This window comes from Andreprevotia lacus DSM 23236 (genome assembly GCF_900176275.1).
Taxonomy (GTDB): domain Bacteria; phylum Pseudomonadota; class Gammaproteobacteria; order Burkholderiales; family Chitinibacteraceae; genus Andreprevotia; species Andreprevotia lacus.
Genome location: NZ_FWXD01000003.1, coordinates 1 through 23,153, shown reverse-complemented (window position 1 = coordinate 23,153; position 23,153 = coordinate 1). Strand labels below are relative to the sequence as shown.

General features: G+C 63.1%; 26 protein-coding genes. 12 read left to right on the top strand and 14 right to left on the bottom strand.

What is annotated here, in order from left to right:
• Nucleotides 1-86 precede the first annotated feature (86 nt).
• The gene (locus B9A19_RS03190) at nt 87-584 is read left to right on the top strand and encodes a GyrI-like domain-containing protein (RefSeq protein WP_176216747.1); all 498 of its coding nucleotides are present in this window, start codon (nt 87-89) and stop codon (nt 582-584) included.
• A gap of 51 nt (nt 585-635) precedes the next feature.
• Here B9A19_RS03190 and B9A19_RS03185 read toward each other — a convergent pair whose 3' ends face one another.
• The 3 genes from B9A19_RS03185 to B9A19_RS03175 form a co-directional block, all read right to left on the bottom strand.
• Nucleotides 636-1,694: a carbohydrate-binding protein gene (locus tag B9A19_RS03185; protein WP_084089106.1), complete on the bottom strand. Its 1,059-nt coding sequence runs from the start codon at nt 1,692-1,694 to the stop codon at nt 636-638.
• Nucleotides 1,695-2,028: 334 nt separating this feature from the next.
• A complete protein-coding gene (locus B9A19_RS03180) occupies nt 2,029-3,123 on the bottom strand; it encodes a carbohydrate-binding protein (RefSeq protein WP_084089105.1) in 1,095 nt (364 codons plus the stop codon).
• Between the two features lie 116 nt (nt 3,124-3,239).
• Entirely contained in the window at nt 3,240-4,220 is a 981-nt protein-coding gene (locus tag B9A19_RS03175) for a nitrilase family protein (protein ID WP_084089272.1), read from the bottom strand.
• A 104-nt stretch (nt 4,221-4,324) separates the two neighbouring features.
• Here B9A19_RS03175 and B9A19_RS03170 point away from each other — a divergent pair, with 104 nt between their 5' ends.
• A complete protein-coding gene (locus B9A19_RS03170; protein WP_084089104.1) occupies nt 4,325-5,200 on the top strand; it encodes a LysR family transcriptional regulator in 876 nt (291 codons plus the stop codon).
• A 115-nt stretch (nt 5,201-5,315) separates the two neighbouring features.
• On the opposite strand, the gene B9A19_RS03165 is transcribed toward B9A19_RS03170, so the two are convergent.
• A complete protein-coding gene (locus B9A19_RS03165) occupies nt 5,316-5,702 on the bottom strand; it encodes a tautomerase family protein (RefSeq protein WP_084089103.1) in 387 nt (128 codons plus the stop codon).
• A gap of 11 nt (nt 5,703-5,713) precedes the next feature.
• On the bottom strand, nt 5,714-6,022 hold the full coding sequence (locus tag B9A19_RS03160) for a carboxymuconolactone decarboxylase family protein (RefSeq protein ID WP_084089102.1): 309 nt from the start codon (nt 6,020-6,022) through the stop codon (nt 5,714-5,716).
• Between the two features lie 102 nt (nt 6,023-6,124).
• Here B9A19_RS03160 and B9A19_RS03155 point away from each other — a divergent pair, with 102 nt between their 5' ends.
• Together B9A19_RS03155 and B9A19_RS03150 are read left to right on the top strand one after the other, a co-directional pair.
• Complete coding sequence (locus B9A19_RS03155; RefSeq protein ID WP_084089101.1) at nt 6,125-6,994, top strand: LysR family transcriptional regulator; 870 nt, start codon at nt 6,125-6,127, stop codon at nt 6,992-6,994.
• 20 nt (nt 6,995-7,014) lie between these two features.
• Nucleotides 7,015-7,995 carry an alpha/beta hydrolase gene (locus tag B9A19_RS03150; RefSeq protein ID WP_084089100.1) on the top strand — a complete coding sequence of 327 codons (981 nt, stop codon included), beginning with the start codon at nt 7,015-7,017 and terminating at the stop codon, nt 7,993-7,995.
• Between the two features lie 36 nt (nt 7,996-8,031).
• Here B9A19_RS03150 and B9A19_RS03145 read toward each other — a convergent pair whose 3' ends face one another.
• From B9A19_RS03145 to B9A19_RS03130, 4 genes are all read right to left on the bottom strand, one after another.
• Nucleotides 8,032-8,463, bottom strand: a complete 432-nt coding sequence (locus tag B9A19_RS03145; RefSeq protein ID WP_084089099.1) for an MgtC/SapB family protein — start codon at nt 8,461-8,463, stop codon at nt 8,032-8,034.
• 76 nt (nt 8,464-8,539) lie between these two features.
• A complete protein-coding gene (locus B9A19_RS03140; protein ID WP_084089098.1) occupies nt 8,540-9,118 on the bottom strand; it encodes an alpha/beta hydrolase in 579 nt (192 codons plus the stop codon).
• Nucleotides 9,119-9,321: 203 nt separating this feature from the next.
• Nucleotides 9,322-9,870: a hypothetical protein gene (locus B9A19_RS03135; protein ID WP_084089097.1), complete on the bottom strand. Its 549-nt coding sequence runs from the start codon at nt 9,868-9,870 to the stop codon at nt 9,322-9,324.
• 28 nt (nt 9,871-9,898) lie between these two features.
• Nucleotides 9,899-10,303, bottom strand: coding sequence for a DUF3224 domain-containing protein (locus B9A19_RS03130; RefSeq protein ID WP_084089096.1), 405 nt, complete (start codon nt 10,301-10,303; stop codon nt 9,899-9,901).
• A gap of 339 nt (nt 10,304-10,642) precedes the next feature.
• On the opposite strand from B9A19_RS03130, the gene B9A19_RS03125 reads away from it, so the two are divergent.
• Complete coding sequence (locus tag B9A19_RS03125; protein ID WP_084089095.1) at nt 10,643-12,004, top strand: LLM class flavin-dependent oxidoreductase; 1,362 nt, start codon at nt 10,643-10,645, stop codon at nt 12,002-12,004.
• 266 nt (nt 12,005-12,270) lie between these two features.
• The gene (locus B9A19_RS03120; RefSeq protein WP_176216746.1) at nt 12,271-12,882 is read left to right on the top strand and encodes a histidine phosphatase family protein; all 612 of its coding nucleotides are present in this window, start codon (nt 12,271-12,273) and stop codon (nt 12,880-12,882) included.
• A gap of 15 nt (nt 12,883-12,897) precedes the next feature.
• On the opposite strand, the gene B9A19_RS03115 is transcribed toward B9A19_RS03120, so the two are convergent.
• Nucleotides 12,898-13,437, bottom strand: coding sequence for a peroxiredoxin (locus tag B9A19_RS03115; RefSeq protein ID WP_084089093.1), 540 nt, complete (start codon nt 13,435-13,437; stop codon nt 12,898-12,900).
• 209 nt (nt 13,438-13,646) lie between these two features.
• On the opposite strand from B9A19_RS03115, the gene B9A19_RS03110 reads away from it, so the two are divergent.
• The 4 genes from B9A19_RS03110 (at nt 13,647) to B9A19_RS03095 (ending at nt 18,422) form a co-directional block, all read left to right on the top strand.
• Nucleotides 13,647-14,735 (top strand): ABC transporter substrate-binding protein, encoded by a 1,089-nt coding sequence (locus B9A19_RS03110; protein WP_084089092.1) that lies wholly within the window; start codon nt 13,647-13,649, stop codon nt 14,733-14,735.
• Nucleotides 14,736-14,755: 20 nt separating this feature from the next.
• A complete protein-coding gene (locus B9A19_RS03105; RefSeq protein ID WP_084089091.1) occupies nt 14,756-15,466 on the top strand; it encodes a glutathione binding-like protein in 711 nt (236 codons plus the stop codon).
• A gap of 278 nt (nt 15,467-15,744) precedes the next feature.
• On the top strand, nt 15,745-16,710 hold the full coding sequence (locus B9A19_RS03100) for a TauD/TfdA dioxygenase family protein (RefSeq protein WP_084089090.1): 966 nt from the start codon (nt 15,745-15,747) through the stop codon (nt 16,708-16,710).
• A gap of 86 nt (nt 16,711-16,796) precedes the next feature.
• The gene (locus B9A19_RS03095) at nt 16,797-18,422 is read left to right on the top strand and encodes an arylsulfatase (RefSeq protein ID WP_084089089.1); all 1,626 of its coding nucleotides are present in this window, start codon (nt 16,797-16,799) and stop codon (nt 18,420-18,422) included.
• A gap of 63 nt (nt 18,423-18,485) precedes the next feature.
• Here the strand turns inward: B9A19_RS03095 and B9A19_RS03090 are convergent, their stop codons facing one another.
• Nucleotides 18,486-19,280 (bottom strand): inositol monophosphatase family protein, encoded by a 795-nt coding sequence (locus tag B9A19_RS03090; RefSeq protein WP_084089088.1) that lies wholly within the window; start codon nt 19,278-19,280, stop codon nt 18,486-18,488.
• Between the two features lie 33 nt (nt 19,281-19,313).
• The gene (locus B9A19_RS03085; protein WP_084089087.1) at nt 19,314-20,051 is read right to left on the bottom strand and encodes an NUDIX hydrolase; all 738 of its coding nucleotides are present in this window, start codon (nt 20,049-20,051) and stop codon (nt 19,314-19,316) included.
• Between the two features lie 92 nt (nt 20,052-20,143).
• Between B9A19_RS03085 and B9A19_RS03080 the strand changes: the two genes are divergently transcribed.
• A complete protein-coding gene (locus B9A19_RS03080; protein WP_217806975.1) occupies nt 20,144-21,067 on the top strand; it encodes a TIGR02452 family protein in 924 nt (307 codons plus the stop codon).
• A gap of 41 nt (nt 21,068-21,108) precedes the next feature.
• Here the strand turns inward: B9A19_RS03080 and B9A19_RS03075 are convergent, their stop codons facing one another.
• Both B9A19_RS03075 and B9A19_RS03070 read right to left on the bottom strand, forming a co-directional pair.
• Nucleotides 21,109-21,900 carry a dienelactone hydrolase family protein gene (locus B9A19_RS03075; RefSeq protein ID WP_217806974.1) on the bottom strand — a complete coding sequence of 264 codons (792 nt, stop codon included), beginning with the start codon at nt 21,898-21,900 and terminating at the stop codon, nt 21,109-21,111.
• Between the two features lie 100 nt (nt 21,901-22,000).
• The gene (locus B9A19_RS03070) at nt 22,001-22,297 is read right to left on the bottom strand and encodes a hypothetical protein (protein WP_084089084.1); all 297 of its coding nucleotides are present in this window, start codon (nt 22,295-22,297) and stop codon (nt 22,001-22,003) included.
• Between the two features lie 406 nt (nt 22,298-22,703).
• Between B9A19_RS03070 and B9A19_RS03065 the strand changes: the two genes are divergently transcribed.
• Nucleotides 22,704-23,153 (top strand): nucleotide exchange factor GrpE (locus tag B9A19_RS03065; protein ID WP_217806973.1); only part of this gene is annotated, 450 nt, incomplete at its 3' end.

The window sequence follows — 23,153 nt, the reverse complement described above, 5'->3', positions numbered from 1 at the left end:
CGCACTGTGCCTGCATTCACCGATGTATTTTTCATCGGGCTGACGTTATGATTTCGCTGCTTGATGACTATTCTTTGGGGCGATCCATGTCGATATCCGTTTTGAGCTATCCCGGCGCCATTACGCTGGGTTTATCCATCAGCACTGACCTGCACGACGGGCACAACCATCGTGATATTCCAGCTTTCTGGCAGCGCGTGGCGACAGAGCAGAAGCTGCGCGATCTGCCCGGTCACCTGCACGAGCAGGGGCAAATCTACGGGGTGATGTATGACTACGACCCCGTAACCACCAGCTTTCGCTATGCCGCAACGGTGCCGGTGGCGCCAGGCACGGTGGCGCCCGAGGGCTATGAGATCGTCAGCGTGCCGGCAGGGCGCTATGCGGTCTATACCACGCAGCCGGCGCGAGACCAGGCCGAGTTTGGCCGCTTCATTGCTGCCGGTTGGCAGGAAATCATGCAGCGCTGGTTGCCGCAATCGGGCGAGCAGATGGCCTATGCCCCCAGCTTCGAGCTGTATGCCGATGCCGTCGGCAGTGATCTGTATGGCGCCATGCAGATCTGGGTGCCGCTGCAGGATTGATGCTTGCACCATGGCGGGCTGGATGCCCGCCACGGCATACGCGTTACCCGGTCAGGGGGCGACGTATAGCGGCGGTGTGGTGGTCGGCTGGCCGGTCAGGCTGTGGTCGAACAGTTTGCTCGGCCGGCATTGCGTGCCCTTGCACGACCAGACGCTGACGAAGCGCGAGGTACCCAGCGGCACGGTGGTGCTGGCGGTCGAGGTCAAATTCACCGTGGCGCCGGGGAGCCCGTGAATCCCGCTGACGCAACTGCCGTCCGGGTTTCGCAGCGCCGGTGGCGCAGGCGGGATGGCACTGCTGTACGGTGCACCCAATGGGCTTGAGAACACCTTCACACCGTCGACATGGATTTCCCAGCTATCGGCCAGCGTCGGGTCAGGCATGGGGGGATGAACTTCGATCTGGCAGTTGTTCATCTGGGTATAACCCACGCTGGTCTGCCCATAGGCTGTATATCTCACGAACAACTGCCCATCGGTCTTGACGGCGCTCACAGTGAAATCGCCCGGCAGCTTGCTCACATCCACACTGGTGGCCGGCGCATCGCCCTGCAGTGCCCAGGCACCCCATTCGTTGCTGCCCGGCTGTTCGTTCTGTGTCCACCACTTGGCGCGATAGAGCTTGCCGGCGTAGATCACCTGCTCGCCAGCGTTGTAGGCGCGGGTGGCATCCCAGTTGGGCAGGGCCAGCGGGTCGATGGACAGATCCCAGGCGCCGTTGGGCGTGTCGGGTTGCTGGCCCTGCGTCCACCACTTGGCGCTGTAGTTTTTGGCGTTGAACGAGGCCTGATCGCCCGCGTTGTAAATCTGGCTGGCCAGCCAGCCGGGCGCCAGTGGCGTAACCGGGCTGCCCAGCCGATCGCTCACTTCCTGGTTGCTCAGTGCCGGCACGTTGGCGTTGTAGCCAAAGCGCGCCGGGGTGCCGCACATGCCTGAAGTGGCAGGCGGGATATACGGATAGTTGGGATCGGGCAGCGGCGGCATGACCGGCAGCCTGCCGTCCAGACCGGCCGGCAGCTTGACGATGACGGGTGGCAGTGGCGAGCACGCCATTACCGGGCCGGCCAGGCCCAGCAGGCACAACATTGCAGCCATCGATGATGGTTTCATGACTACTCCTCCTTATTGTGGGCCCTTGTTGCAAAGGGTGTAGCCAGCGTTGATGCTGTTGGCATTAATGTCAACAAATCAAAAGCTTACACATTAGTTTGCGCTGTTGGAGCAAGGCATCTGGCGGATTGCGGCGCGATGTGTGTTGTATCGTTTTTGTTACATTTATGTTAGAGGTGGCCACGCTTGGAGGGGATTCAAGCAGCATGCGGGTACGACTGCTCGCCGAGCGTGGCGAGCCACGCGTGAAAACTTACGCAACGCAGGCAGCTGTATTTCGAGCGGATCAAAAAAGGCGAGCCGGATGACTCGCCTTTTCGCTACCGCAGCAGCATCAGGGATTGATGTAGCGTGGCGGCGGTACGGTGGCCTTGCCGGTCAAACCGTGATCCAGCAGCTTGGTCGGACGGCACTGTGTGCCCTTGCAGGCCCAGACGCTGAGGAAGCGCGAGCTGCCCACCGGGACGGTGGCGCTGCCGCTTTGCTGTTGGCCTTCTACAGCGGTCCACACTGTGGTGCCGGCCGGCAGGCATTTGCCATCGGGGCCGACGGCCACCGGCGGGGGTGGGGGGAAGCCGGAGGATTGCGGTGGATTGAGCATGCCATCGGCAACCTTCACGCCGTCCAGTCGTACCTCCCAACGCTCGGCCAAGGGACCGACCGGGCTCTTGTTGTCGCTGGCACCGCATTGGCCATTGGTGACAAAGGTGTGGGTAATGGTACGGTTGACCAGGTAGTTCAGGATCAGCTGACCATTGGTCTTGCTGACCTGGATGCTGAACGCGTCGGGCATGGCACTGGTATCAATGGTGCCGGCAGGCGGGTCGCCCAGCAGTTCCCAGCCTCCCCATTCGCTGGCGCCCGGGATTTCATTCTGGGTCCACCACTTGGCGCGATACAGCTTGCCGTCGTAAACCACTTGCTCGCCGTTGTTGTAGGCGCGGGTGGCGCTCCAGACCTGCACGCCACTGGCGTTGGCATCTTCCTGCCATGCGCCGTTTGGGGTGTCGGGCTGCTGGCCCTGTGTCCACCACTTGGCGGTGTAGTTCTTGCCATTGAACGAAGCCTTGGCACCTGCGAGGTAAACCTGCGTCGGCAACCAGCCCGGCGCCAGCGGCGTGCTGTTGATGTTGCCACCCAGGCGGTCGGTGACCTCCTGATTGTTTAGCGACGGCATGGTGGCGGTCGTGCCGTAGTAAGAACTCATCGGGCAGGTGCTGGGGTAAGGCGTCGGGGTTGGCGTCGTGCCTGGGGCCGGAGTTGTGGCCGGCACCGGTGTTGGCAGTGGTGCAACATCGGGCGGCATGACAGGCAGCTTGCCGTCGATGCCGGCCGGCAGGGTGATGATGGCTTGCGGCGGCAGCGTGCACGCCCATGCGGCGTTGACGCCGAACAGGCAAAGCAGCCCGGCCAGTACGGTCGGTTTCATGATGACTCCTCCATTATGAGTATCCCGCGCTGCTGCGCGGGTGTACCCAGCGTGGGAAATCACCTACTGAATGTCAAGAAATCAATGACTTATAGTAGTTTTTTCTGTTATTGATCTTACGTTTCCTTGTGGGTGCTGGCCGTTGAAAAGCGTGCGGCGCGTGGGTCCAATTCGTCGCCACGCCGTTGCGTCAGCACTTCATACAGCTCGGGCCGGCGGCCGCGCAGCCAGCGCTGGCCGGTGCTCATGTCGATCAGGCCCAGGTCCAGATCGGCCACTACCATGGCATCGGCGGCTGCCCAGGTTTCGGCAATGATGCGGCCATAGGGGTCGAGCAGCATGGCGTTGCCGGTGCGGACCTCGTCCTCATCCTGCCCCACGCCATTGCTGAAGATGACGAACATGCCGTTATCGTGCGCGCGCGACGGCAGCCAGCGCAGCAGCCATTCGCGCCCATTCGGCCCCCTGAATTCGGCTTCGATGGCGGCCGGGTTGCTCACGCGCTCGTGCCATTTCTGCAGTGGTATCGGCTTCATCGCATGCGGGCTGCGCGAATTGGTGCCGCCGGTCTGGTGCGGCGCGATCAGCAGGCTGGCGCCAGCCAGCGCAGTGGCACGGGCGTTTTCCACCAGATTGTTGTCCCAGCAGATCAGGATGCCGGCGCGTATGCCCCAGGGCGTGTCGAACACGGTATAGCGCTCGCCGCTGTGGATATGCGGGTGCTCGAATGCGTGCAGCTTGCGGTGCACGTGCTGGCTGCCATCCGGCATGCAGACCGCGTAGCTGTTGAACAGCCGCCCGTCGTCGGCACGCTCCAGCCAGCCTGCGCCGATGGCAATGCCGTGCATGGCGGCCAGCGTGCGCACCGCGCTGATTGACGGGCCGGCCAGCGGCTCGGCCAGCGCTTCTAGCGCGGCCACATCCAGCTTGGGTACGTGCCAGTAGCCGGTGATGCACATTTCCGGGAACACCAGCAGTTGCACGCCGGCAGCGGCTGCTTCGCGGGTGAAGTCGGCAATGCGGCCGAGGTTGTAGGCCTTGTCGCTGGCACGGTGCTGGAATTGCACGCTGGCGGCGCGCAGTGTGTGGGTACTCATGCTGCTTTGCTCCATCGGTGTGATGACGTCATTAAACGTCGTACCAATTCATGCGTAAAATGAAAAAATATTGATATATTAATAATGAATTGGAATGAAAAAGCATGGACATCAAACTCTGGCGTGCTTTTGTGGCTGTTGCCGAGCATGGCCACTACGGCCAGGCTGCCGAAGCGTTGTTCATCACCCAGCCGGCGCTGAGCAAGCAGATACAGGCGCTGGAGCTGGAACTGGGAGGGCAGTTGTTTGAGCGTGGCCGGCATGGCGCGCTGCTGACCGCATTCGGTGCCGGCGTACTGGATGACGCACGTGCGCTGGTGCGCCATGCCGCGCAGGTGCGCAGCCATGCGCGTGAGGTACTGGCCGGGCAGCGCGGCCGGCTGCGCATCGGCTTTGGCCTGTCCACACTCGATCTGGCACCGCAGGCAATTGCGGCCTACCGGCAGCAGTATCCGCAGGTGGATATCACACTCAACGATCTGTCATCAGCCGAGCAGCAGCGCCGCCTGCTGGCTGGTGAGCTTGATCTGGGCTTTGTGCGCCTGCCGGTGGACGGTGCACTGGATTGCCTGCCGCTACGCAGCGAAACGCTGGCGCTGGTGCTGCCGGCGCACGTGCGCTGGCAAACGCTGCCGGTTGCGCTGGATGAACTCAACGAGACCGGTTTCGTTGCGCTCACACCATCGCGCGGGCCGGGTCTGGCGGGGCAGATTGCACGCTGGTGCGCCAGCCGGGCCTTTGTGCCGCGCGTGCTGCAGCACAGCGACGACATCCAGACCGTGCTGGCACTGGTGGCGGCCGGCGTCGGGCTGGCCTTGCTGCCGGCGCGCGCTACCGCCTTGCTGGCGCAAGGCATACGCAGCCTGCCGCTGCCGGATGCGGCTGCGCAATGGCAGCTGGGGCTGGCCTGGCAGGCCGCGCGGGCGAACCCGGCGCGCGATGGCTTTGTGGCCATGCTGCGCGCCGGGGGCACCGCTTGACCGAGAGTCGCAGACAAAACCCAGTGAAACGGTGCTGGCAAGGCACGCGAAACGCAGACAGTACAAACCGTACGGCAAGTGAGCGTAACGCGGCCAGCAGGGCTTTGTCAGCGACTCACGCGGCCGGGGCAGCCGGCTCGCCATTGGCAAACGACCAGTCGTCACCATGGCTGTTGCTGACCACGATCATCACATCCTGCGGGCGTATGCCGGGGGATTCGGCCAGCAGCGCGGTCAGGCGCAGGTAAAACGCCTGCTTTTGTGCGTTGCTGCGCGTCTTGCCGGTGGTGATGTCGAACAGCACATAGTCATCGCTGCGCGGGCCGCCGCGATAGTGGCGGTCGAAGATCAGCTCGTGTTCGGCCAGCTGGTGAATGATCTGGAAGCGGTCGTCCTCGGGCACGTCGAAGGTGTCGACCAGCGCGCGTTGCAGGCTGTCCGACAGCGCGCGCAGATAGTCGGCGGATTTGCCGTGGCGGAGCGAGATGCGGCTGAAAGGCATGGTGGTGGTCCTCAGGCTGGGGTGGGCAGGGTATCGAGCAGGCGCACGGCCGACGCGGCGCCGGGCCAGCCGGCGTAGAAGGCCAGGTGGGTGATGACCTCGGCCAGTTCGGCACGGCTGATGCCGTTGTCGAGTGCACGTTGCAGGTGGAAGGGCAGTTGCTCAAGCCGGTACAGCGCGATCAGCGCAGCAACGGTAATCAGTGACCGCTCGCGCGGCGGCAACTCGCTGCGTTGCCAGATGTCGCCAAACAGCACGTCATCGGTCAGTTGTGCCAGCTTGGGGGCGCTGTTGCCAAAGGCAGATTGGGCGGGGGTCATTGCGTCTCCTGATACGGATTTGACAGCGCCACCTTAACAAGCCAGATTAATGCTGAATATCGGGAAGTTTTTGATTGAATGTTTTGATATTCGGGATGATTGATGCGACGTATCCAGTTCGATCTTGATGTGCTGCGCAGCTTTGTCTGTGGCGTGGAGCTGGGCAGCTTTGCCCAGGCGGCAGACAGGCTGGGGCGTTCGACATCGGCGATCAGCGCACAACTCAAAAAGCTGGAAGAGCAGGTGGGGGCACCCGTGCTGCGCAAGTCCGGGCGCGGGCTGGCGCTGACGCCGGCCGGCGAGGTGATGCTGGCCTATGCACGCCGGCTGCTGGCGCTGAACGATGAAGCTGCCGATGCCGTGCGCGGCGTCGAGCTGGCCGGCCAGGTACGCATCGGCCTGCAGGAGGACTTTGCCGAACACCTGCTTACCCGTCTGCTGGGCCGGTTTGCCCGCGCGCACCCGCAAGTGCATGTCGAGGTCAGCATCGGGCGCAACCACGAGTTGCTGGCGCAACAGCGCGCCGGCAAGCTTGATCTCGCGCTGGCGTGGGACAGCGGCAGCGACTTGCCCGGCCAGCGGCTGGCCGAGTTGCCCTTGCACTGGATCGCAGCGCCCGGTCTGGCCAGCGATGGCGCGGCATTGCCGCTGGCGCTGCTGGCTGCACCGTGCCTGTTGCGCACTGCGGCCATCGATGCGCTGGAGCGGGCCGGCCGCAGTTGGCGCGTGGCGGTAACCAGTCCCAGCCTGAGCGGCATCTGGGCCGCCGCCGCCGCCGGGCTGGCGCTGACGGTGCGCACGCGCATCGGCATGCCGGCCACGCTGGCGGTGATCGATGGTCTGCCGGCCTTGCCCCCGCTGGGCGTGATGCTCTATCGCGCCGGGCCGCGCAGCGATGCTGTCATCGATACGCTGGGGCAAATCGTTGCTGATGCAGTGGCCGACGAAATGGCCAGCCTGAATACGATGTAAATCTGAACAGGAGTTGCACGATGCACAAGCCGAAATCCCCCGCACTGGCGCGCAAGCCGGCTGCCATGGCCGTGTCGAGTCTGTTGCTTGGGCTGCTGCTGATGCAGGCCGCCCACGCAGGCACGGTGCTCGACAGGCTGCGCGAGCGGCGTGTGGCGGCGCAGCAGAACGAGCTGGAGAGCGACGATGGCGCCGACAGTGCCAGCCTGCCGGCCGGTGTGCGTGTGTTGCGTGATGTGGCCTATGGCAGCGACGCGCGCCAGCGCATGGATGTGTATCTGCCGCAGCAGGCGGCCAATGCCCCGGTGATCTTCATGGTGCATGGCGGTGCCTGGCGGCTGGGCGACAAGGGCGCGGCGCAGGTGGTCGACAACAAGGTGGCGCACTGGGTGCCCAAGGGCTTTGTTTTTGTCTCGATCAACTACCGCATGCTGCCGGCGGCCGACCCGCTGGTGCAGGCGCAGGATGTGGCTGCCGCGCTGGCCTTTGCGCAAGGCAAGGCGGCGAGTTGGGACGCGGACCCGGCCCGCTTTGTGTTGATGGGGCACTCGGCCGGCGCGCATCTGGTCTCGCTGCTGAATTCGGCCCCGGCCAAGGCGCTGCAGGCCGGCGCCAGACCGTGGCTGGGCACCGTCTCGCTCGACAGCGCCGCCATCGACGTGCCGACCCTGATGCAGCATCGCCATCTGCATCTGTACGATGCCGCCTTCGGCAGCGATCAGGCATTCTGGCAGTCGGCATCGCCGCTGCAACAGCTGGCCAAGGGCGCGCAGCCGTGGCTGGGCGTGTGTTCCAGCCGCCGCGCCGAATCCTGCCCCAGCGCGCGTGAATACGCGGCCAAGGCCAAGCTGCTGGGTATCAGCGCCAGCGTGTTGCCGCAGGACAAATCGCACAAGGAAATCAATCAGGACCTGGGCGGCAGTGGTGACTATACGCAGCAGGTCGATGCCTTTCTGGGCCAGCTGGACCCGGCCCTGCGGCGGTTGCTGAACCGAAGCTGAGGCAGCCCAGCACCCCGCGTGCTGCGTCGGCAGCCTTTAACCCGCATCGCCATTCATCCGGTGATCGATCAGATGCAGGATGACGTTGGCCAGCACCACCATGCAGCCGACGATGATGGCCCACTTGAGCTGACCCAGCCCGGCCAGCACGCCGACGGTACACGAGCACCACACGGTGGCGGCGGTATTGATGCCGCGCACGCTGCCTCCCTCGTGCCAGATCAGCCCGGCACACAGGAAGCCAACCCCCGTCACCACCTGACCGGCTACGCGGGCAGGGCCGGTGGGGTCGCTGCCCAGGGTGGCGGCCAGCACATAGGCTGCGGCACCCAGTGCGACCAGCGCATTGGTATGCAGGCCGGCCGGGTGATGGCGCCATTGCCGTTCCAGCCCGATCAACCCGCCCAGCACCACGGCCGCAAACAGATGGGTGATATGCAACAAATCGTCTGGCGAGGCGGCAAACATGGTGGCTCCTGCGGTATGGGACTGCCTTGATTATCGGTGCTGCGTCGGCGCTGCGCGAGCCGGCATCTTGATCTGCTCAGGGCGGTGGCAGTGAGGCGAGCAGCGCAAGGACAGGTGCGCGGTAGTCATCCGGCGCATAGTGATACAAATCCTGATGCGCGGCCCCCTCGACCACCCACAGCGATTTGGGCTGTGGCGCGGCAGCGTACGGGCGCTGCGCTTCGGCCATGGTGGTGTGCTGGTCGGTGCTGCCTGCCATCACCAGCAGCGGACAGCGCACGCGGGCAATGGCCTCGATGGGGCGCAGCGCGGATGGCGATACACCCAGCCGCAGCGGCAGTTGCCAGTACAGCAGCGGTGCCAGCCAGCGCCCCGGCAGCCCTAGCCGCATTTGCAGCCGGTCTGCCACCGCATCCTCGATGCTGGGGTAAACCGACTCCAGCACCTGCGCATCGACCGCCAGCGGCGCCGGCCCAAGCACGCTGGCTGCGCCGCCCATGGATTGACCCACGGCGATCACCTGCCGGCAATGCTGCTGGCGCAGATAGTCGAGCGCGGCGTGGGCATTGGCACTTTCAAGTGCGTCGAAGGTGATGTGTTCGCCCGGGCTTTCACCGTGTGCCTGAAAGTCGATCAGCAGCGCGGTATAGCCCAGCGATCTGAACCAGCGCGCGCTCGGTCATTGCAGTACGGTCGGCGCGCACACCGTGCAGCAGCAAGGCGCAGCGCGTATTGCCAGCCGGCACCAGCCAACCGGATACGTTGCCGATTTGCACGCTTTGTGCGCCCAGATCGGCAGGCGCGGGGCCGATCGCGCGCAGCGCCGGCCCATCGAGCGAAGACTGAACCGTGCTGCGATCAGCTCACCACCAGCGTGAAATAGCCGGGCGCCAGGTCCGTCGTGTCCGTAACGGCACTGACGGTTGCATTCGGATTGTTTGTGGTCACCGTATCGGTGGTGACGCCGTTGATGACGGCATAAATGCTGTAGGTATCGCTGATTTGCAGCGTCTGGACCATGAAAGAATCGGTGACAACGATGGATTGCAGTGCCCGGCCATTCTCGCTGATGGTAAAGGTGACCGGGGCCAGCGTGGTTTTCTGGAACTGCAGCTCGTCGCCCTTGCTGGATGGCCCTACCACCATTTCGAAGTCGTAAGTGCCCTGCTGCGCGTTCTGCTTGATCTGGGCCAGGAAACTGGTGGCGCCGCTGATGGTGGCCGGCGCGCTGGTATAGGTGTTGCCGTCCACGATGGTGGTGGCAACCACCTCATAGATATGCTCAACCGGCACGCTCAAGGTGGCTTGCGGGGCGAGGCCGGGCAAGCGGGCAATGATCTGCTGGCCTTTATTGATAATGTACTGGGCGATATACGCCGTCTGGTTGTGCAGGGTGATCTGGGACATGGCGGTGCTGGCTCCTGGGCTGGGTGGTTTACTGCGCCGAATCGGGCAGGGCGTAATCGAAATCGTAGAAGTGCTGGCCATCCTCAATGCGGATGGCCATGTTACCGGTGAGTCCGGTCAGTGCGTCGCTGCCGCTGTCGGGCACCACGTGGATCGTCAGCGTGGGCTGGCCACGGTTCATGGTGCCGTTGTGCTGCAGCACGAAGCTGCCTTGCCGGCCGGCCAGGGTACCGGTCACTTTCTCGATGGCGACATAACCGGCCGAGCCGGGCACGCTGCCGCCGGCAGCCAGCATCTGGCCCAGGCTGTGGGCATCCAGCTCGCCGTGGAAGTGTTTGTCGATGCTGCGGCGGCCAATGGCCGGATCGCCTACCTGTTCTTCGTGCGGCTGGGCAACAAGCGTGACGTCGAACTGACCGGTAATGCGGGGCATGGCGAGGCTCCTGTCTGCGGGCTGGCGGCGTGCTTGCCACCCTGATGAAGTGATGCGCAAGCTTAGACGAGTTTGGCGTGGCGCTCCATCGCAGATCAATGTGCTGATGATTTTTCAGCAGCCTGCTGGGTTGGCTGTGGCAGTCGAGACAATCTGTGCAATCCGGCACGCTGGCGATCAGGGGCGCGCACTGTGCTGCAAGCCGCGTGCAGACTGGCCCGGCTGCATTTGGCGCGCTGCTGGAACGCCGCTTGCTGAAGAAGAGCGCATAGCGGGCCGCATTGGCCTGCCTGACCGGCGTGCGCCGGTGCTGCCCCTCCCTTTCAGAAGGACTCGATCATGAGCAACAAGCGTCAAATCAAACTGGGCGTTTTCCTGTCCCCGTCCGGCCACCACGAGGCCTCATGGCGTCACCCGGATACCAACCCGGCCGGTGCTACCGATTTCGAACATTTCAAGAAGCTGGCCCAGCTGGCCGAAAAGGCCAAGTTCGACACCATCTTCACCGCCGACAGCGATGGTTTCTGGGGTGGCACCGGTGACCATGAAACCCGCAGCCGCCGTGCGCAGGGCGCCGGCTTCGAGCCGATCACGCTGTATTCGGCGCTGTCGTCGGTCACGAAGAACATCGGTTTCGTCGCCACCGCCTCCACGACGTACAACGAGCCGTGGCATATCGCCCGCAAGTTTGCCTCGCTCGATCAGATCAGCGGCGGCCGCGCGGCGTGGAATGTGGTGACCTCGGGCAATGCGCAGGCCGCGCTGAATTTCGGCCTGGAGGAGCACCCGGAGCATGGCGAGCGTTATCGCCGTGCCACCGAGTTTGTCGAGGTCGTGAAGGGGCTGTGGGATAGCTGGGAAGACGATGCGCTGCTGTACGACAAGGAAAACGGCGTATTCAGCGACCCGGACAAGCTGCACGATCTGAACCACGTGGGCGAATTCTTCAAGGTGAAGGGGCCGCTGAACGTGGCACGCTCGCCGCAGGGGCAACCGGTGCTGGTGCAGGCCGGTGCGTCCGAGCCGGGCCGTGTGCTGGCGGCGCGCACTGCCGAGGCGATTTTTGCCGCGTGGCAGACGCTGGACGATGCCCAGGCGTTCTACAGCGACATCAAGACGCGCGCCGAGCAATACGGCCGCAACCCGGATCACATCAAGGTGCTGCCGGGTGTGTACCCGGTGATCGGCCGCACCGAGCAAGAGGCGCTGGACAAGAAAGAACAGCTGCGCGCGCTGATCCACCCGCAGATCGGCCTGTCGCTGCTGGCCAGTCTGGGTGGCTTCCCGGTATTGCGCGACTACGATCTGGACGGCCCGGTGCCGCAAGACCTGCCGGACACCAACAACAACAAGAGCCGCCGCCAGTTGTTGCTGGAGCTGGCCAAGCGCGAGAATCTGACCATACGCCAGCTGTACGAGTGGGTGGCCGGTGCGCGTGGCCATCGCGTCATCCACGGCACGCCGGACAGCATTGCCGACCAACTGGAAGAATGGTTCGTCAACGGCGCGGCCGACGGCTTCAATCTGCTGGCACCGACCTATCCGGCCGGTCTGGTCGAGTTTGCCGACCTGGTGGTGCCCATCCTGCAAAAGCGCGGCTTGTTCCGCACCGAGTACGAGGCATCGACCTTGCGCGGCAATCTGGGCCTGCCGATTCCGGAAAACCGCTACACCGCCTACCGCGACGCGAAGCAGGCGTAAACACGACCGTGAGTGGCAGGCAAACCGGCATCAAGAACCCGGCAAAGCCGGGTTCCCACCGGGGATGAAGGCGGCACGTCTGCTTCTCCGTTTTGATTCCAAACCCCCCGCCCTAGCCGCCGCGAGGGGGCCTCGCTGCACTCGTGGGTGCTTTGAGTGGTTTCAGGCGCAGAGGCCGGTGCCTGCCCATGCAGGCACCGGCTGGCGTATGCTGGGCGCAGGGCGTAACGCCATTGCGCCCGCTTTTTCATTCTGGAGGAGTGCGCATGCGCTTGTTGTTTGCCCGCCATGGCGAAACCGACTGGAACGCCCAGCGGCGTTTTCTGGGCAGCACTGATCTGCCGCTCAATGCGCACGGGCAGACGCAGGCGCGTGCGCTGGCGGGGCGTGTGCCGGACGGCATCGATGTCATCGTGGCATCGCCGTTGCAGCGCGCTGCGCAAACAGCCGCAGCAGTGGCCGAGCGGCTGGCGCTGCCGGTGGCGCACGATGATGCCTTTGTCGAGCGCTGCGTGGGCGTGTTCGAGGGGTTGAATCTGGAAGAAATCACCGCGCGCTACCCGGACGAATGGGCGCGCAAGGTGGCGCGGCAATGGGCGCTGGCGCCGCAGGGCGGTGAATCGATCGAGGCGGTGTTTGCCCGCGTGGGAGAGGGCTTGCTGCGCCTGCAACAGCAATACGCCGGGCAGACGGTGCTGCTGGTGGCGCATGCCTTTGTCGGCCGCGTGGTGCATGCGCTGCACCAGCCGCTGGATGCCGAGGGTTTCTTTGCCTATGTGCTCGACAACGCCCAGCTGGTTGAATACGGGCAAGCCAGCGGGCTGCGCACGCTGGATGAGGCGCGCAGCAGCTTTCTGGCTCCGCCGCAGGCAGACTGAGCCGGGCAGGCCCGCTTACCTGGCCGGGTGTGCGGTGCGCCAGTCGCGCAGTGCCTGCAGCGTGTTGCTCACGTGCTTGTCCGGCGACAGGCTGCTGTATTCGTAAATCACCTTGCCATCAGGCGCGATCACATAAGAAATGCGGCTGGCCATCTTGCCCACCGGCAGGCCGGCGTCGTATTGCTTGATGATGCTGCCGTCGGTATCGGCTGCGACCGGAAACTTGCCCCGGCATTCGCTGACCGAAAAACGCTTGAGCGTGTCGATGTCATCGTGCGATACGCCGATCACCGTGGCACCCAGCGCCTTGTATTGCTCGACCGCCTCGGCAAACAGATGCGCTTCCACCGTGCAGCCGCTGGTAAACGCAGCCGGGTAGAAATACAGCACGACCGGGCCTTTCTTCAGCTCATCAGCCAGTGCATAGCCATAGACCTTGCCGCCCAGCGAGGCTTGCGTGCTGAAGACGGGGGCGGCATCACCCGGCTTGAGCGCCGCATGGGCGGGCAGCATGCACACTGCCGACAACAGGGCGATGGCAATCTGATGTTTCATGGCGAATATCTCCGTGCGTCGCAGTCGTCGTAATTGATTAACGCAGGCCGCGAGCAAGCAGCCTACGCTGCGCAGTATGCAACAGCCTGCTGTCGCAGCGCTGCACCGATTTGAACAAGATTGATCCGCACCCCGCATCCGGCCTTGCTCCGGGTAATGGCATGGCTCTTGCTCTGATGAGTTCATTCTTCAGACCAAGAGAGCTTGTCATGCGTTCCCTGTTTCATCGTTTGCGCCCGTGGGCTGCGGGCACCGGCATCGTGCTGGCGCTGCTGCTGGCCTTGCCCGCGCTGGCAACACCACAACCGGCGGTGATCCGCATCGGCGTTTCGACCGCCGGCGTGGGTAACCCGCCACGCGTAAGCACCGGCTGGACTTCGGTGGCGCAGGTGCACCATTACGTCGAAGACGAGTTTGCCAAGGATGGCGTGAAGGTCGAGTGGATTTTCTTCAAGGGCCAGGGGCCGGCAGTGAACGAGGCAATTTCCAACAACCAGCTCGATTTCACTACCTTGGGTGATTTGCCGGCCATCGTCGGCAGATCGGTTGGGCTGGATACGCGCTTGGTGCTGGTCACCGGCTCGCGCGGCAATGTGTTCGTTGCGGTGCGGCCCGATAGCGGCATCAAGACCATAGCCGACCTGCGCGGCAAGCGCGTGGCATTCAACAAGGGTACCGCCACGCAGCTGGCAGCGGCACGCATCCTGGCCACCGTGGGGCTGAACGAACGCGACATCCGCGTGGTCAATATGGAACCGGCCACTGCCAAGGCGGCATTTCTGTCCGGTGATGTCGATGCGCTGTTCACCACGCTGGAGGGGGTGAAGCTGCAGCAGGAAGGCAAGGCACGCATCATTTACAGCTCGCGCGATTTTCCCGATGCATCATCGCAGGGCTTCGTGCTGGTCAACCAACGCTTTGCGCAGCAATACCCGGCTGCCACGCAGCGCGTGGTGACGGCGCTGGTGCGTGCAGCCGACTGGGCCAGCAGCGATGGCAACCGCGATGCGGTGCTCAAGCTGTGGGGCTCGGCCGGCAGCATTCCCGAGGCGCTGTACCGCGAGGAGTACAACAACATCCCGTTTGCACAGCGGTTGTCGCCCTTGTTTGACCCTTTCATCGTGGCGCGCAGCCGGCAATCGGCCGCCGATGCCTACAAATACAAGCTGATACGCCAGCCGGTGGATGTAGACCGCTGGATAGACCGCCGCTATCTGGATGCGGCGCTCAAGGCGTTGAAGCTGGAAAAGCGCTGGCCGCAGTTTGATGCGGCGGGCAAATCGCAAATCAACGGATAAGCACCCGACAAGGCGGCATCATGATAGACCTCTACTACTGGACCACCCCCAACGGCCACAAGATCACCATCGCGCTGGAAGAGCTGGGCCTGCCTTACCGCATCGTGCCGGTGAACATCGGCAAGGGCGAGCAGTTTGCCGCCGATTTCCTGCGCATTGCGCCCAATAACCGCATCCCGGCCATCGTCGACCATGCGCCGGTTGATGGCGGCGCGCCGCTCAGCCTGTTCGAGTCCGGCGCCATCCTGCTCTATCTGGCCGACAAGACCGGCCAGCTGCTGCCGCAAGACCTGCGCGGCCGTAACGACGCCTTGCAGTGGCTGTTCTGGCAGATGGCCGGCCTCGGGCCGATGGCGGGGCAGAACAATCACTTCGGCCACGCTGCGCCAGAGAAAATCCCCTACGCAATCACACGCTACGTGAACGAGACCGCGCGCCTGTACGCGGTGTTGGACAAGCAACTGAGCGGGCGCGATTACATTGCCGGTGATTACTCGATTGCCGACATCGCCAGCTACCCGTGGATCGTCGGCCATGTGCGCCAGCAGCAGAACCTGGACGACTTTCCGTCACTCAAGCGCTGGTTCGAGCGCATTGCCGCACGGCCTGCGGTGCAGCGTGCCTATGCGCTGGCGCCCCAGATCAATCCGGCAGCCAACGGCCCCAAGACCATCAGCGACGACGAACGCAAGCTGCTGTACGGGCAGGATGCCAGCACGGTGGTTCGTTGAGCCGGTCTGGCATTTACCGTTGCAAGGCAAGCTGTATCAAGAACCCGGCCTGGCCGGGTTTTTGCATTTTGCGGCGCAGCGCAAGGATTGTTGCGTTTGCCAATTCCTGCTGCAGTGGCTTGCAGCAAATGCAGCAGCGCTTGGCGTTTTTGCCGCAATATTCCCGTAGAAGCTAATGATTTTGTTTGGCATGCGTATTGCTTATATGTGACCAGAGGCCTGCATGGGCAGGCACGCATGTCATCAGCCGTAAAGCGGCCAATATCAGGAGCAGCAGCATGAGCCAGAACATTCTCGACAATCTGCCGCAAGGCATCAGCATTCACCCGGTTGCCGGCCGCATCGGTGCCGAAATCCGCGGCATTACCCTGTCTGGCGATCTGCCAGCCGAGGTGCGCAATGTGATCCGCGCCGCATGGCTCAAGTACAAGGTGATCTTCTTCCGTGGCCAGACGCATCTGGACGATGCCAGCCAGGAGCAACTGGTGGGTCTGTTCGGTGACAAGGCCGTGCCGCACCCGACCGCACACACCAAGGAAGGCACCAGCTATGTGCTGGAGCTGGATTCGCATCGCGGTGGCCGTGCCAACAGCTGGCATACCGACGTGACCTTCGTCGATGCCTATCCGCAAGCGTCCATCCTGCGTGGCGTCACGATCCCGGAAGCAGGTGGCGATACCGTGTGGGCCAATACCCACACCGCCTATAACGACCTGTCGCCGGAGCTGCGCGAGCTGGCCGAAAAGCTGTGGGCCGTCCACACCAACGAATACGACTACGCCGCGCGCAAGCCGCAGGCCGATCCGGAAGCGCTCAAGCGTTATCAGGAAGTGTTCACCTCCACCGTGTACGAAACCGAGCACCCGGTGGTGCACGTGCACCCGGAAACCGGTGAGCGCCATCTGCTGCTGGGCCATTTTGTCAAACGCATCGTCGGCCTGCCGGCTGCCGACAGCCGCCACTTGTTCAACCTGCTGCAAAACCACGTCACCAGCCTGGAAAACACCGTGCGCTGGCGCTGGCAGCCGGGCGATGTAGCGGTGTGGGACAACCGCGCTACCCAGCACTACGCAGTGGATGACTATGCCGACGCGCATCGCGTGGTACGCCGCGTGACCGTGGACGGCACCGTGCCGGTGTCGGTGGACGGCCGCCGCAGCCGTACCTTGAGCAAGGTTGCCAAGCACAAGGCCGACAGTGCTGCCAACGAAGGCACAGCCGCACGCGAAACCGCCGTAGCGTAATGCCTGCATGGGCCGCCGTTCGGTGCGGCGGCCTGTCCCCAGCGCCCCGGTCATGCCGGGGCGTTATCTTGCATGGAGCAATCCTGATGATCTATCGCCGTTTGCCGGCCGCGCTGGCACTGGCCGGCCTGCTGGCGCCGTGGGCGCCTGCACTGGCGGCGCCGCGCCCCAATATCGTGGTCATCGTTGCCGACGATCTGGGCTTTTCCGACGTCGGCGCGTTTGGCGGGGAAATCCACACCCCCAATCTGGATGAACTGGCCGGCAATGGCCGGCTGCTGACCAACTTCCACACCGCGCCCACCAGCTCGCCCACGCGCTCTATGCTGCTGTCGGGCACCGATCATCATCTGGCCGGCATCGGCACCATGATCGAGGCCATCCAGCCCAACCAGATCGGCCTGGATGGCTATGAGGGCTATCTGAACGAACGCTCGCTATCACTGCCCGAAATCCTGCGCGATGCCGGTTACCACACCTATATGGCCGGCAAGTGGCATCTGGGGCTGACGCGCGAGCAGGGGCCGCAGGCTCGCGGTTTCGAGCAATCGTTTGCGCTGCTGCAGGGGGCGGGCAGCCACTTTGCGCCCGTGCCGGGCAAGATCAATGAATACGATCAGGTGACCTACCGCGAGAACGGCAAGCTCACCACCATTCCGGCTGATTTCTTCTCGACCAATTTCTATACCGACAAGCTGATCGGCTATCTGCGCACCCAGCGCGACGACAAACCGTTCTTTGCCTACGCCGCCTATACCGCGCCACACTGGCCGCTGCAGGCACCGCCTGATTACATAGACCGCTACATGGGCCGCTACGATGCGGGCTATGCCGCCATCCGTGCCGCACGCATCGCCAAACAGAAGGCGCAGGGCGTGATCACGGCTGATTTCGCCGTCAACGCCGGCATCAGCGATGCGCTGGCGCCCCGTTGGGAGCAACTGACACCCGCTCAGCAAAAAACCGAAGCCCGCCGCATGGAGGTCTATGCGGCCATGGTCGAGAACCTCGATGCCAACGTCGGCCGGCTGATCGGCGAGTTGAAGGCGCGTGGCCAGTACGACAACACGCTGATCTTCTTCATGTCCGACAACGGCGCCGAGGGCGGCACCGGTCACTATCTGGGCAGCAAGTTCATCGACAACAGCGACGCCAATCTGGGCAAGCCGCTATCCAACGTCGATTACGGCCGCCGCTGGGCCGAGGTGGGCGCCACACCGTTCCGCTTGTGGAAGGCAACGTCGGCCGAGGGCGGCATCAACACCCCCGCCATCGTGCGCCTGCCCGGCCAGACCGCAGGCCGCACGCCGGTGCGCGCCTTTGTGTCAGTGCAGGACATCCTGCCGACCCTGCTGGAGCTGACCGGCATTCCCAATCCCGGCAGCCAGTACGGCCAGCGCAAGGTGAACCCGATTACCGGCGTGTCGGCGCTGCCGCTGTTCACGGATCGCGCACAGCAAGTGCGGCCGGCAGACTTCGTGTTTGCCGACGAACTGTTCGGCAGCCGCTACGTGCGGCGCGGTGACTGGAAGCTGGTGTGGCAGAGCAAACCGCTGGGCACGGCCGAATGGCAGCTGTTCGACCTGGCCGCCGACAGGGCCGAACAGCACGATGTGGCCGCCGACAACCCGGATATCGTTGCCGACCTGAAGCAGCAATGGCAGCAGTATGTAGCGCGCAACGGGGTGGTGCTGCCTACGGTGCCGCGCTGATGGCGGGTACGAACGCCACGAACAAAGCCCGACGGTAGGCCAGCAGGGATTTGGTCGTGGTACTCAGTCGGGCAGCAGCGCGCGCGCCGCTGCCCACTGCGCCGCATCGGCCACCGCCAGCAGGCCGCTGCCGGCATCTGCTGCACGATAAGGGCTGCCATCCAGCCGGGCAGCCCGGCCACCGCTCTCGTGCAGGAACAGCGCACCTGGTGCGTGATCCCACGGCAAAGTGCGCCAGTAGAGAATGAAATCCCACTCGCCCCGGCTGAGGGCAGGGTACTCGCTGCCGGCCGGGCCGATGCCGGCACTGTGTTCGGCGAGGCTCAGCCTGGCCTGCAGCGCCTGCTGGTAGTCAGCCGGCATGAAGCGGGTCTTGAGCACGCCATGTCGTGGCGCATGCGCAGCAGCCGGCGCTTGCCAGCGCACGCCATCCAGCCACGCACCTGCACCCAACTCGGCTTGTGCAAAGGTATCGGCCACCGGGGCGTAGATCCAGCTTGCTACTGTCTCGCCATCACGCAACAGTGCCACCATGGTGGCAAAGTCCGGCTTGCCGGCCGCAAAGTTGGCCGTGCCATCGAGCGGATCAAGCAACCACACCCAACCCTGGTCCAGCCCGCGCAAGAGTGACGATTCCGCCGCCACGGCTTCCTCGCCCACCACGCGCGAGCCGGACAACAGACTGCACAATAAGGGCGTCAGCGCCTGTTCCAGCTCTCTATCCACAACGGTGACCAGCTCGCCCGGCGATTTTTCCTCTACATCGGCAGCACCGAGCTGGCGAAAGCGGGGCAGGGCGATCTGCTGGTTGAGTTGGCGCAGTGTGGTACGGAGGGTGTCGTGGGGGAGCTGGATCATGCGGGCTTCCAATGGCTTGATGCGGTCAGGTCACTAGCGGCCGATCATCGGTCGCTGGAAGTACACAAGGGGCTGCAGTTGCTTGAGGCGGTATAACTGCGCTGGCCGGTTGCTGCCCAGGCGCCAGCCGTCCGGTACCGCTTCAAGGAAGTCGCCTTCTTTGACGCGTTTGCGAAAGGCGCTTTTGTCGATGTTCTTACCCAACACGATTTCATGTATATGCTGCAGCTCGGAAAGCGTGAAGCTTTCCGGCAAAAGATGCACCGGCAACGATGAGTATTCGACTTTGTGGCGAAGGTGCTGCAGGGCAGCTTGAATAAGCTGGGCATGATCGAAAGCGAGCGGCCCCGTCTGATCCAGTTCATCCAGTACAAACCAGCGCGTGTCCTCCACGGCCGAACCGGATTGCAGATCGAGTTGTTCAGGGTTGATCAGTGCAAAAAACGGAAAGGTGGCAGACCAGCCGCGCGGGTCGCGGGTGTGGTTTCCTACCCCTGCAAACTGTTCAAGATAAGGTGTTGCCACCCCGGTCTTTTCCTTGAGTTTGCGCAAAGCCGTGGCCTGCAGATCATCATCGCGATGAATATCAATGAAACCGCCCGGTAATGCCCAGCGCAACCTGAACGGGTGCTCTGCCCGTTGTACCAGCAATACTTGAAGGCTGAAATTCTGAACGGTGAAGATCACTATATCCACACTGGTCAGCGGGATGTCGTAATCATGAATATTGTAGCTGCGAAGAAATTCCGCTTCTTGTTGTTCAGCCTGCATGGTGAGGGAGCAGTTGTTCCGGTCCGCCAGTTTATTCCTTTGAGATGTTATTGTCTTTGAAACCATAAGATAGTTGTTGTTGGACAATAAGTGTGGATATACTTCTTGCAGCCCGTGCAAGTTGCATGGGCAGAATAATAAAAACAAAGGACTGCATCATGAACAACAATAATCGCGCGGCCCGTGCCGGTATCGCGCAAGACACACTGGATATTCTCGCCCGTGGTTTTTATGAGTTGCCGGATGGGCAACAGGTGAGGATTGCAAACGAACAAACGGCAGCGGAAACAGCCACCAGGCACTACCAGGCACATGAGCTGGTCTCGCTCGTACACAAGCCGGGCAGTGAAAAACGCAACAGCCGTTTTGAAGTCAGCAACCAGACCACGCTTGCTGCCGCGCGGCAACTGATCGATAGCGGGCATCGCGACGTACTTTGCCTTAACTTTGCGTCGGCGCGGAACCCCGGCGGTGGTTTCCTCGGTGGCTCGGAGGCGCAAGAGGAAAATCTGGCCAAGTCTTCCGGGCTTTATCCCTGCTTGTTGCGGCAGATGGCAATGTATGAGGCCAATCGACAGATGAAGTCATGTACTTATCTGGACGACATGATCTATTCACCCCGAGTGCCGGTATTCCGTGATGATGATTATGGCTATCTGCCGCAGCCCTACCTGATTTCGATGGTGACCGCGCCAGCGGTCAATCGTGGTGCGATCGTGCGTAATGAGCCTGAAATCCTGCCTGGGCTCGAGGCAATCATGTTGAATCGGATTGCCATGCTGCTGGCGCTGGCCCGAGAGCATGGTCATTCGGCCCTTGTGCTTGGCGCATGGGGATGCGGGGTGTTTGGCAATCAGCCGGCCGACATGGCGCGCTGGTTTGCCGTGAATCTGCTAGGCGAGGGCCGCTTTGCATCTGCTTTTGATCTGGTGCACTTTGCCGTGCTGGATCGTCGGGAAGGGGGCACTTATCGGGCATTTGCCGATGCATTTGCCGGGGCAAGCGCGGCTGAATAAAAAATGCCGCCCTTGTTCAAGAGGGCGGCATTTCTGTCTGCCTACACGCCGTGTTGCTTGAACCATTCCCGCAGCCGTTGCCAGCCATCGGTGGCCGCTTCGGCGCGATAGCTGGGGCGATAGTCGGCGTGGAAGGCGTGCGGGGCGCCGGGGTAGACCTGCAATTGCGACGCACTTTGCGCCTCAGTCAGTTGCTGTTGCAACAGGTCAAGGTCGGGCTGCGGGATGCCTTCATCGGCGCCGCCATATAGCGCCAGCACGGGGGCTTGCAGCTCGGCAATCACGTCCAGCGGGTAGCGCGGCTGGATGTCGGTGGCAAAGCCGCGCAGCTTGCCATACCAGGCCACGGCCGCTTTCAGCCGGGGCTGGTGCGCGGCATACAGCCAGGTAATGCGGCCACCCCAGCAAAAGCCGGTGATGGCAATGCGTTCGGCATCGCCGCCGTTGGCCAGCGCCCAATCCAGGCTGGCATCGAGGTCGGCCAGCACTTGGATATCAGGCACGGTAAAGACGATTTCACGAATCTGGGCGATTTCCAGCCCGCGCACGTCGCCCTGGCGATGGTACAGCTCGGGCGCGATGGCCAGGTAGCCCAGTTTGGCCAGCCGGCGTGCGATATCGCGGATATGTTCGTGTACGCCGAAGATTTCCTGCACCACCAGCACGACCGGGTGCGGCCCGGGCTGGTCAGGTGCTGCGTAGTAGGCAGGGAAGGCGCCCAGCGGCGATTCAATGGTGATATCGCCGTGCCTGAGGCCGGCGCTGTCGGTGCTGATGCGGGTATCGCTGGTGATGGGCTGGGTTGCTGCGGCAAAGGCGGTGGTCTGGCTCATGGCGGTTCCTGTGCGGGGGTCGATACTGCAGCGTGATGGCTGCAGGCCGGCGTGTTCAGCAGGAAATATGCCAGAAGATGGCCGTTGCGGGGGCTGCGATTCAGTGTGGCATGGTGTCCGGGCCTTGCTCGTTGAGCAGCACGGTATTTTCATAGCCGCGCTGATTGCGCAATGCGGCATCGACCGCAGCGGCGAACGAGGGCGCACCGCGTTGCAGCTCGGTATCAATCAGTCGCTGCACGCGGGTACGGTCCCCTTGGCAGGCTTTCAGCAGCTTGCCGTATGCGCGTCGCACCGAGAGCGGGTGCTTGCCGCGCAGCGATGTCTTGCCACGGAAGAACAGCAGAAAGACCGCGACGATGATGGTGATCATCGAGATCAGCTCAACCCAGATCATTGGCTTGTACCTGTTTGGCGCTCAATCAAGCGCTCCAATAACAGTATGTCGTGATTTGCGATTTTCTTACACCCCTTCTGTCAGCAATGAGGCCAAAGTGACACGCCTCTGCAACGTAGTACTTGCTGCAATGTTGCGCGGGCTGGTGTGCCGGGGGAGGGGGCCGTGCTGAAGCATGCCAGCCGCCACGGCGTTGCACCCGGACCGTATTTGCATACCTGTGCTGTTTTGCGCACTTGTGCCCCGTGGCCTGCTGGGTTTTCAGCAGTTCGCGTAATTTATTCCAGATTTGTCTAATAAAAATTGCTGGCATGACTTCTGCTTATATCGACGCGAGGCCGTGGTATCGGCCGCAACGCAAGCCCCTGGCCCGCAGAGGCCAGGTCGATATAAGGGAGCATTACTCATGCAAGCAAGCAAACGCTGGCTGGGCGCAGGGCTAATCGCACTGGCGGGCAGCGCCGGGGCTGCCCCCAGCACCGAAGACCTGCAAAAGCAGATCCAGGCACTGCAACAGGCGGTGGACGCCCTCAAGCAACAACTGCAGACCCAGGCGGATGACGCCAAGGTCGTGGCCGCCGGCACGCCGGCAGGTGAAGTCGCCACCAAGCAGGACATCGATGGCATCCGCACCGACCTGGAAAACTACAAGTACGACCAGCAACGCAACCGCGACACCAAGACCGCCCTCACCAAACGCGGCATGACCCTCGGTGGCACGGTGCAAGTGCGCGCCGGCACGCAAAGCCAGCAAACCAGCGCCGGCACCACCAGCCCGTCCGACGTGCGCCACGCCTCGTTCGACATCCCGCTGGTGCAGCTCAACATCAACGGCAGCCTGTTCCGCGACTACTCG

What these genes read in the sequence shown, in the direction of transcription:
- B9A19_RS03075 (WP_217806974.1), bottom strand. Translation starts at nt 21,900, where the DNA reads ATGAGCCAGACCACCGCCTTTGCCGCAGCAACCCAGCCCATCACCAGC.
- B9A19_RS03115 (WP_084089093.1), bottom strand. Translation starts at nt 13,437, where the DNA reads ATGAAACATCAGATTGCCATCGCCCTGTTGTCGGCAGTGTGCATGCTG.
- B9A19_RS03150 (WP_084089100.1), top strand. Translation starts at nt 7,015, where the DNA reads ATGCACAAGCCGAAATCCCCCGCACTGGCGCGCAAGCCGGCTGCCATG.
- B9A19_RS03155 (WP_084089101.1), top strand. Translation starts at nt 6,125, where the DNA reads ATGCGACGTATCCAGTTCGATCTTGATGTGCTGCGCAGCTTTGTCTGT.
- B9A19_RS03190 (WP_176216747.1), top strand. Translation starts at nt 87, where the DNA reads ATGTCGATATCCGTTTTGAGCTATCCCGGCGCCATTACGCTGGGTTTA.
- B9A19_RS03170 (WP_084089104.1), top strand. Translation starts at nt 4,325, where the DNA reads ATGGACATCAAACTCTGGCGTGCTTTTGTGGCTGTTGCCGAGCATGGC.
- B9A19_RS03175 (WP_084089272.1), bottom strand. Translation starts at nt 4,220, where the DNA reads ATGAGTACCCACACACTGCGCGCCGCCAGCGTGCAATTCCAGCACCGT.
- B9A19_RS03090 (WP_084089088.1), bottom strand. Translation starts at nt 19,280, where the DNA reads ATGATCCAGCTCCCCCACGACACCCTCCGTACCACACTGCGCCAACTC.
- B9A19_RS03185 (WP_084089106.1), bottom strand. Translation starts at nt 1,694, where the DNA reads ATGAAACCATCATCGATGGCTGCAATGTTGTGCCTGCTGGGCCTGGCC.
- B9A19_RS03110 (WP_084089092.1), top strand. Translation starts at nt 13,647, where the DNA reads ATGCGTTCCCTGTTTCATCGTTTGCGCCCGTGGGCTGCGGGCACCGGC.
- B9A19_RS03130 (WP_084089096.1), bottom strand. Translation starts at nt 10,303, where the DNA reads ATGCCCCGCATTACCGGTCAGTTCGACGTCACGCTTGTTGCCCAGCCG.
- B9A19_RS03105 (WP_084089091.1), top strand. Translation starts at nt 14,756, where the DNA reads ATGATAGACCTCTACTACTGGACCACCCCCAACGGCCACAAGATCACC.
- B9A19_RS03165 (WP_084089103.1), bottom strand. Translation starts at nt 5,702, where the DNA reads ATGCCTTTCAGCCGCATCTCGCTCCGCCACGGCAAATCCGCCGACTAT.
- B9A19_RS03095 (WP_084089089.1), top strand. Translation starts at nt 16,797, where the DNA reads ATGATCTATCGCCGTTTGCCGGCCGCGCTGGCACTGGCCGGCCTGCTG.
- B9A19_RS03180 (WP_084089105.1), bottom strand. Translation starts at nt 3,123, where the DNA reads ATGAAACCGACCGTACTGGCCGGGCTGCTTTGCCTGTTCGGCGTCAAC.
- B9A19_RS03125 (WP_084089095.1), top strand. Translation starts at nt 10,643, where the DNA reads ATGAGCAACAAGCGTCAAATCAAACTGGGCGTTTTCCTGTCCCCGTCC.
- B9A19_RS03100 (WP_084089090.1), top strand. Translation starts at nt 15,745, where the DNA reads ATGAGCCAGAACATTCTCGACAATCTGCCGCAAGGCATCAGCATTCAC.
- B9A19_RS03085 (WP_084089087.1), bottom strand. Translation starts at nt 20,051, where the DNA reads ATGCAGGCTGAACAACAAGAAGCGGAATTTCTTCGCAGCTACAATATT.
- B9A19_RS03120 (WP_176216746.1), top strand. Translation starts at nt 12,271, where the DNA reads ATGCGCTTGTTGTTTGCCCGCCATGGCGAAACCGACTGGAACGCCCAG.
- B9A19_RS03070 (WP_084089084.1), bottom strand. Translation starts at nt 22,297, where the DNA reads ATGATCTGGGTTGAGCTGATCTCGATGATCACCATCATCGTCGCGGTC.
- B9A19_RS03160 (WP_084089102.1), bottom strand. Translation starts at nt 6,022, where the DNA reads ATGACCCCCGCCCAATCTGCCTTTGGCAACAGCGCCCCCAAGCTGGCA.
- B9A19_RS03135 (WP_084089097.1), bottom strand. Translation starts at nt 9,870, where the DNA reads ATGTCCCAGATCACCCTGCACAACCAGACGGCGTATATCGCCCAGTAC.
- B9A19_RS03145 (WP_084089099.1), bottom strand. Translation starts at nt 8,463, where the DNA reads ATGTTTGCCGCCTCGCCAGACGATTTGTTGCATATCACCCATCTGTTT.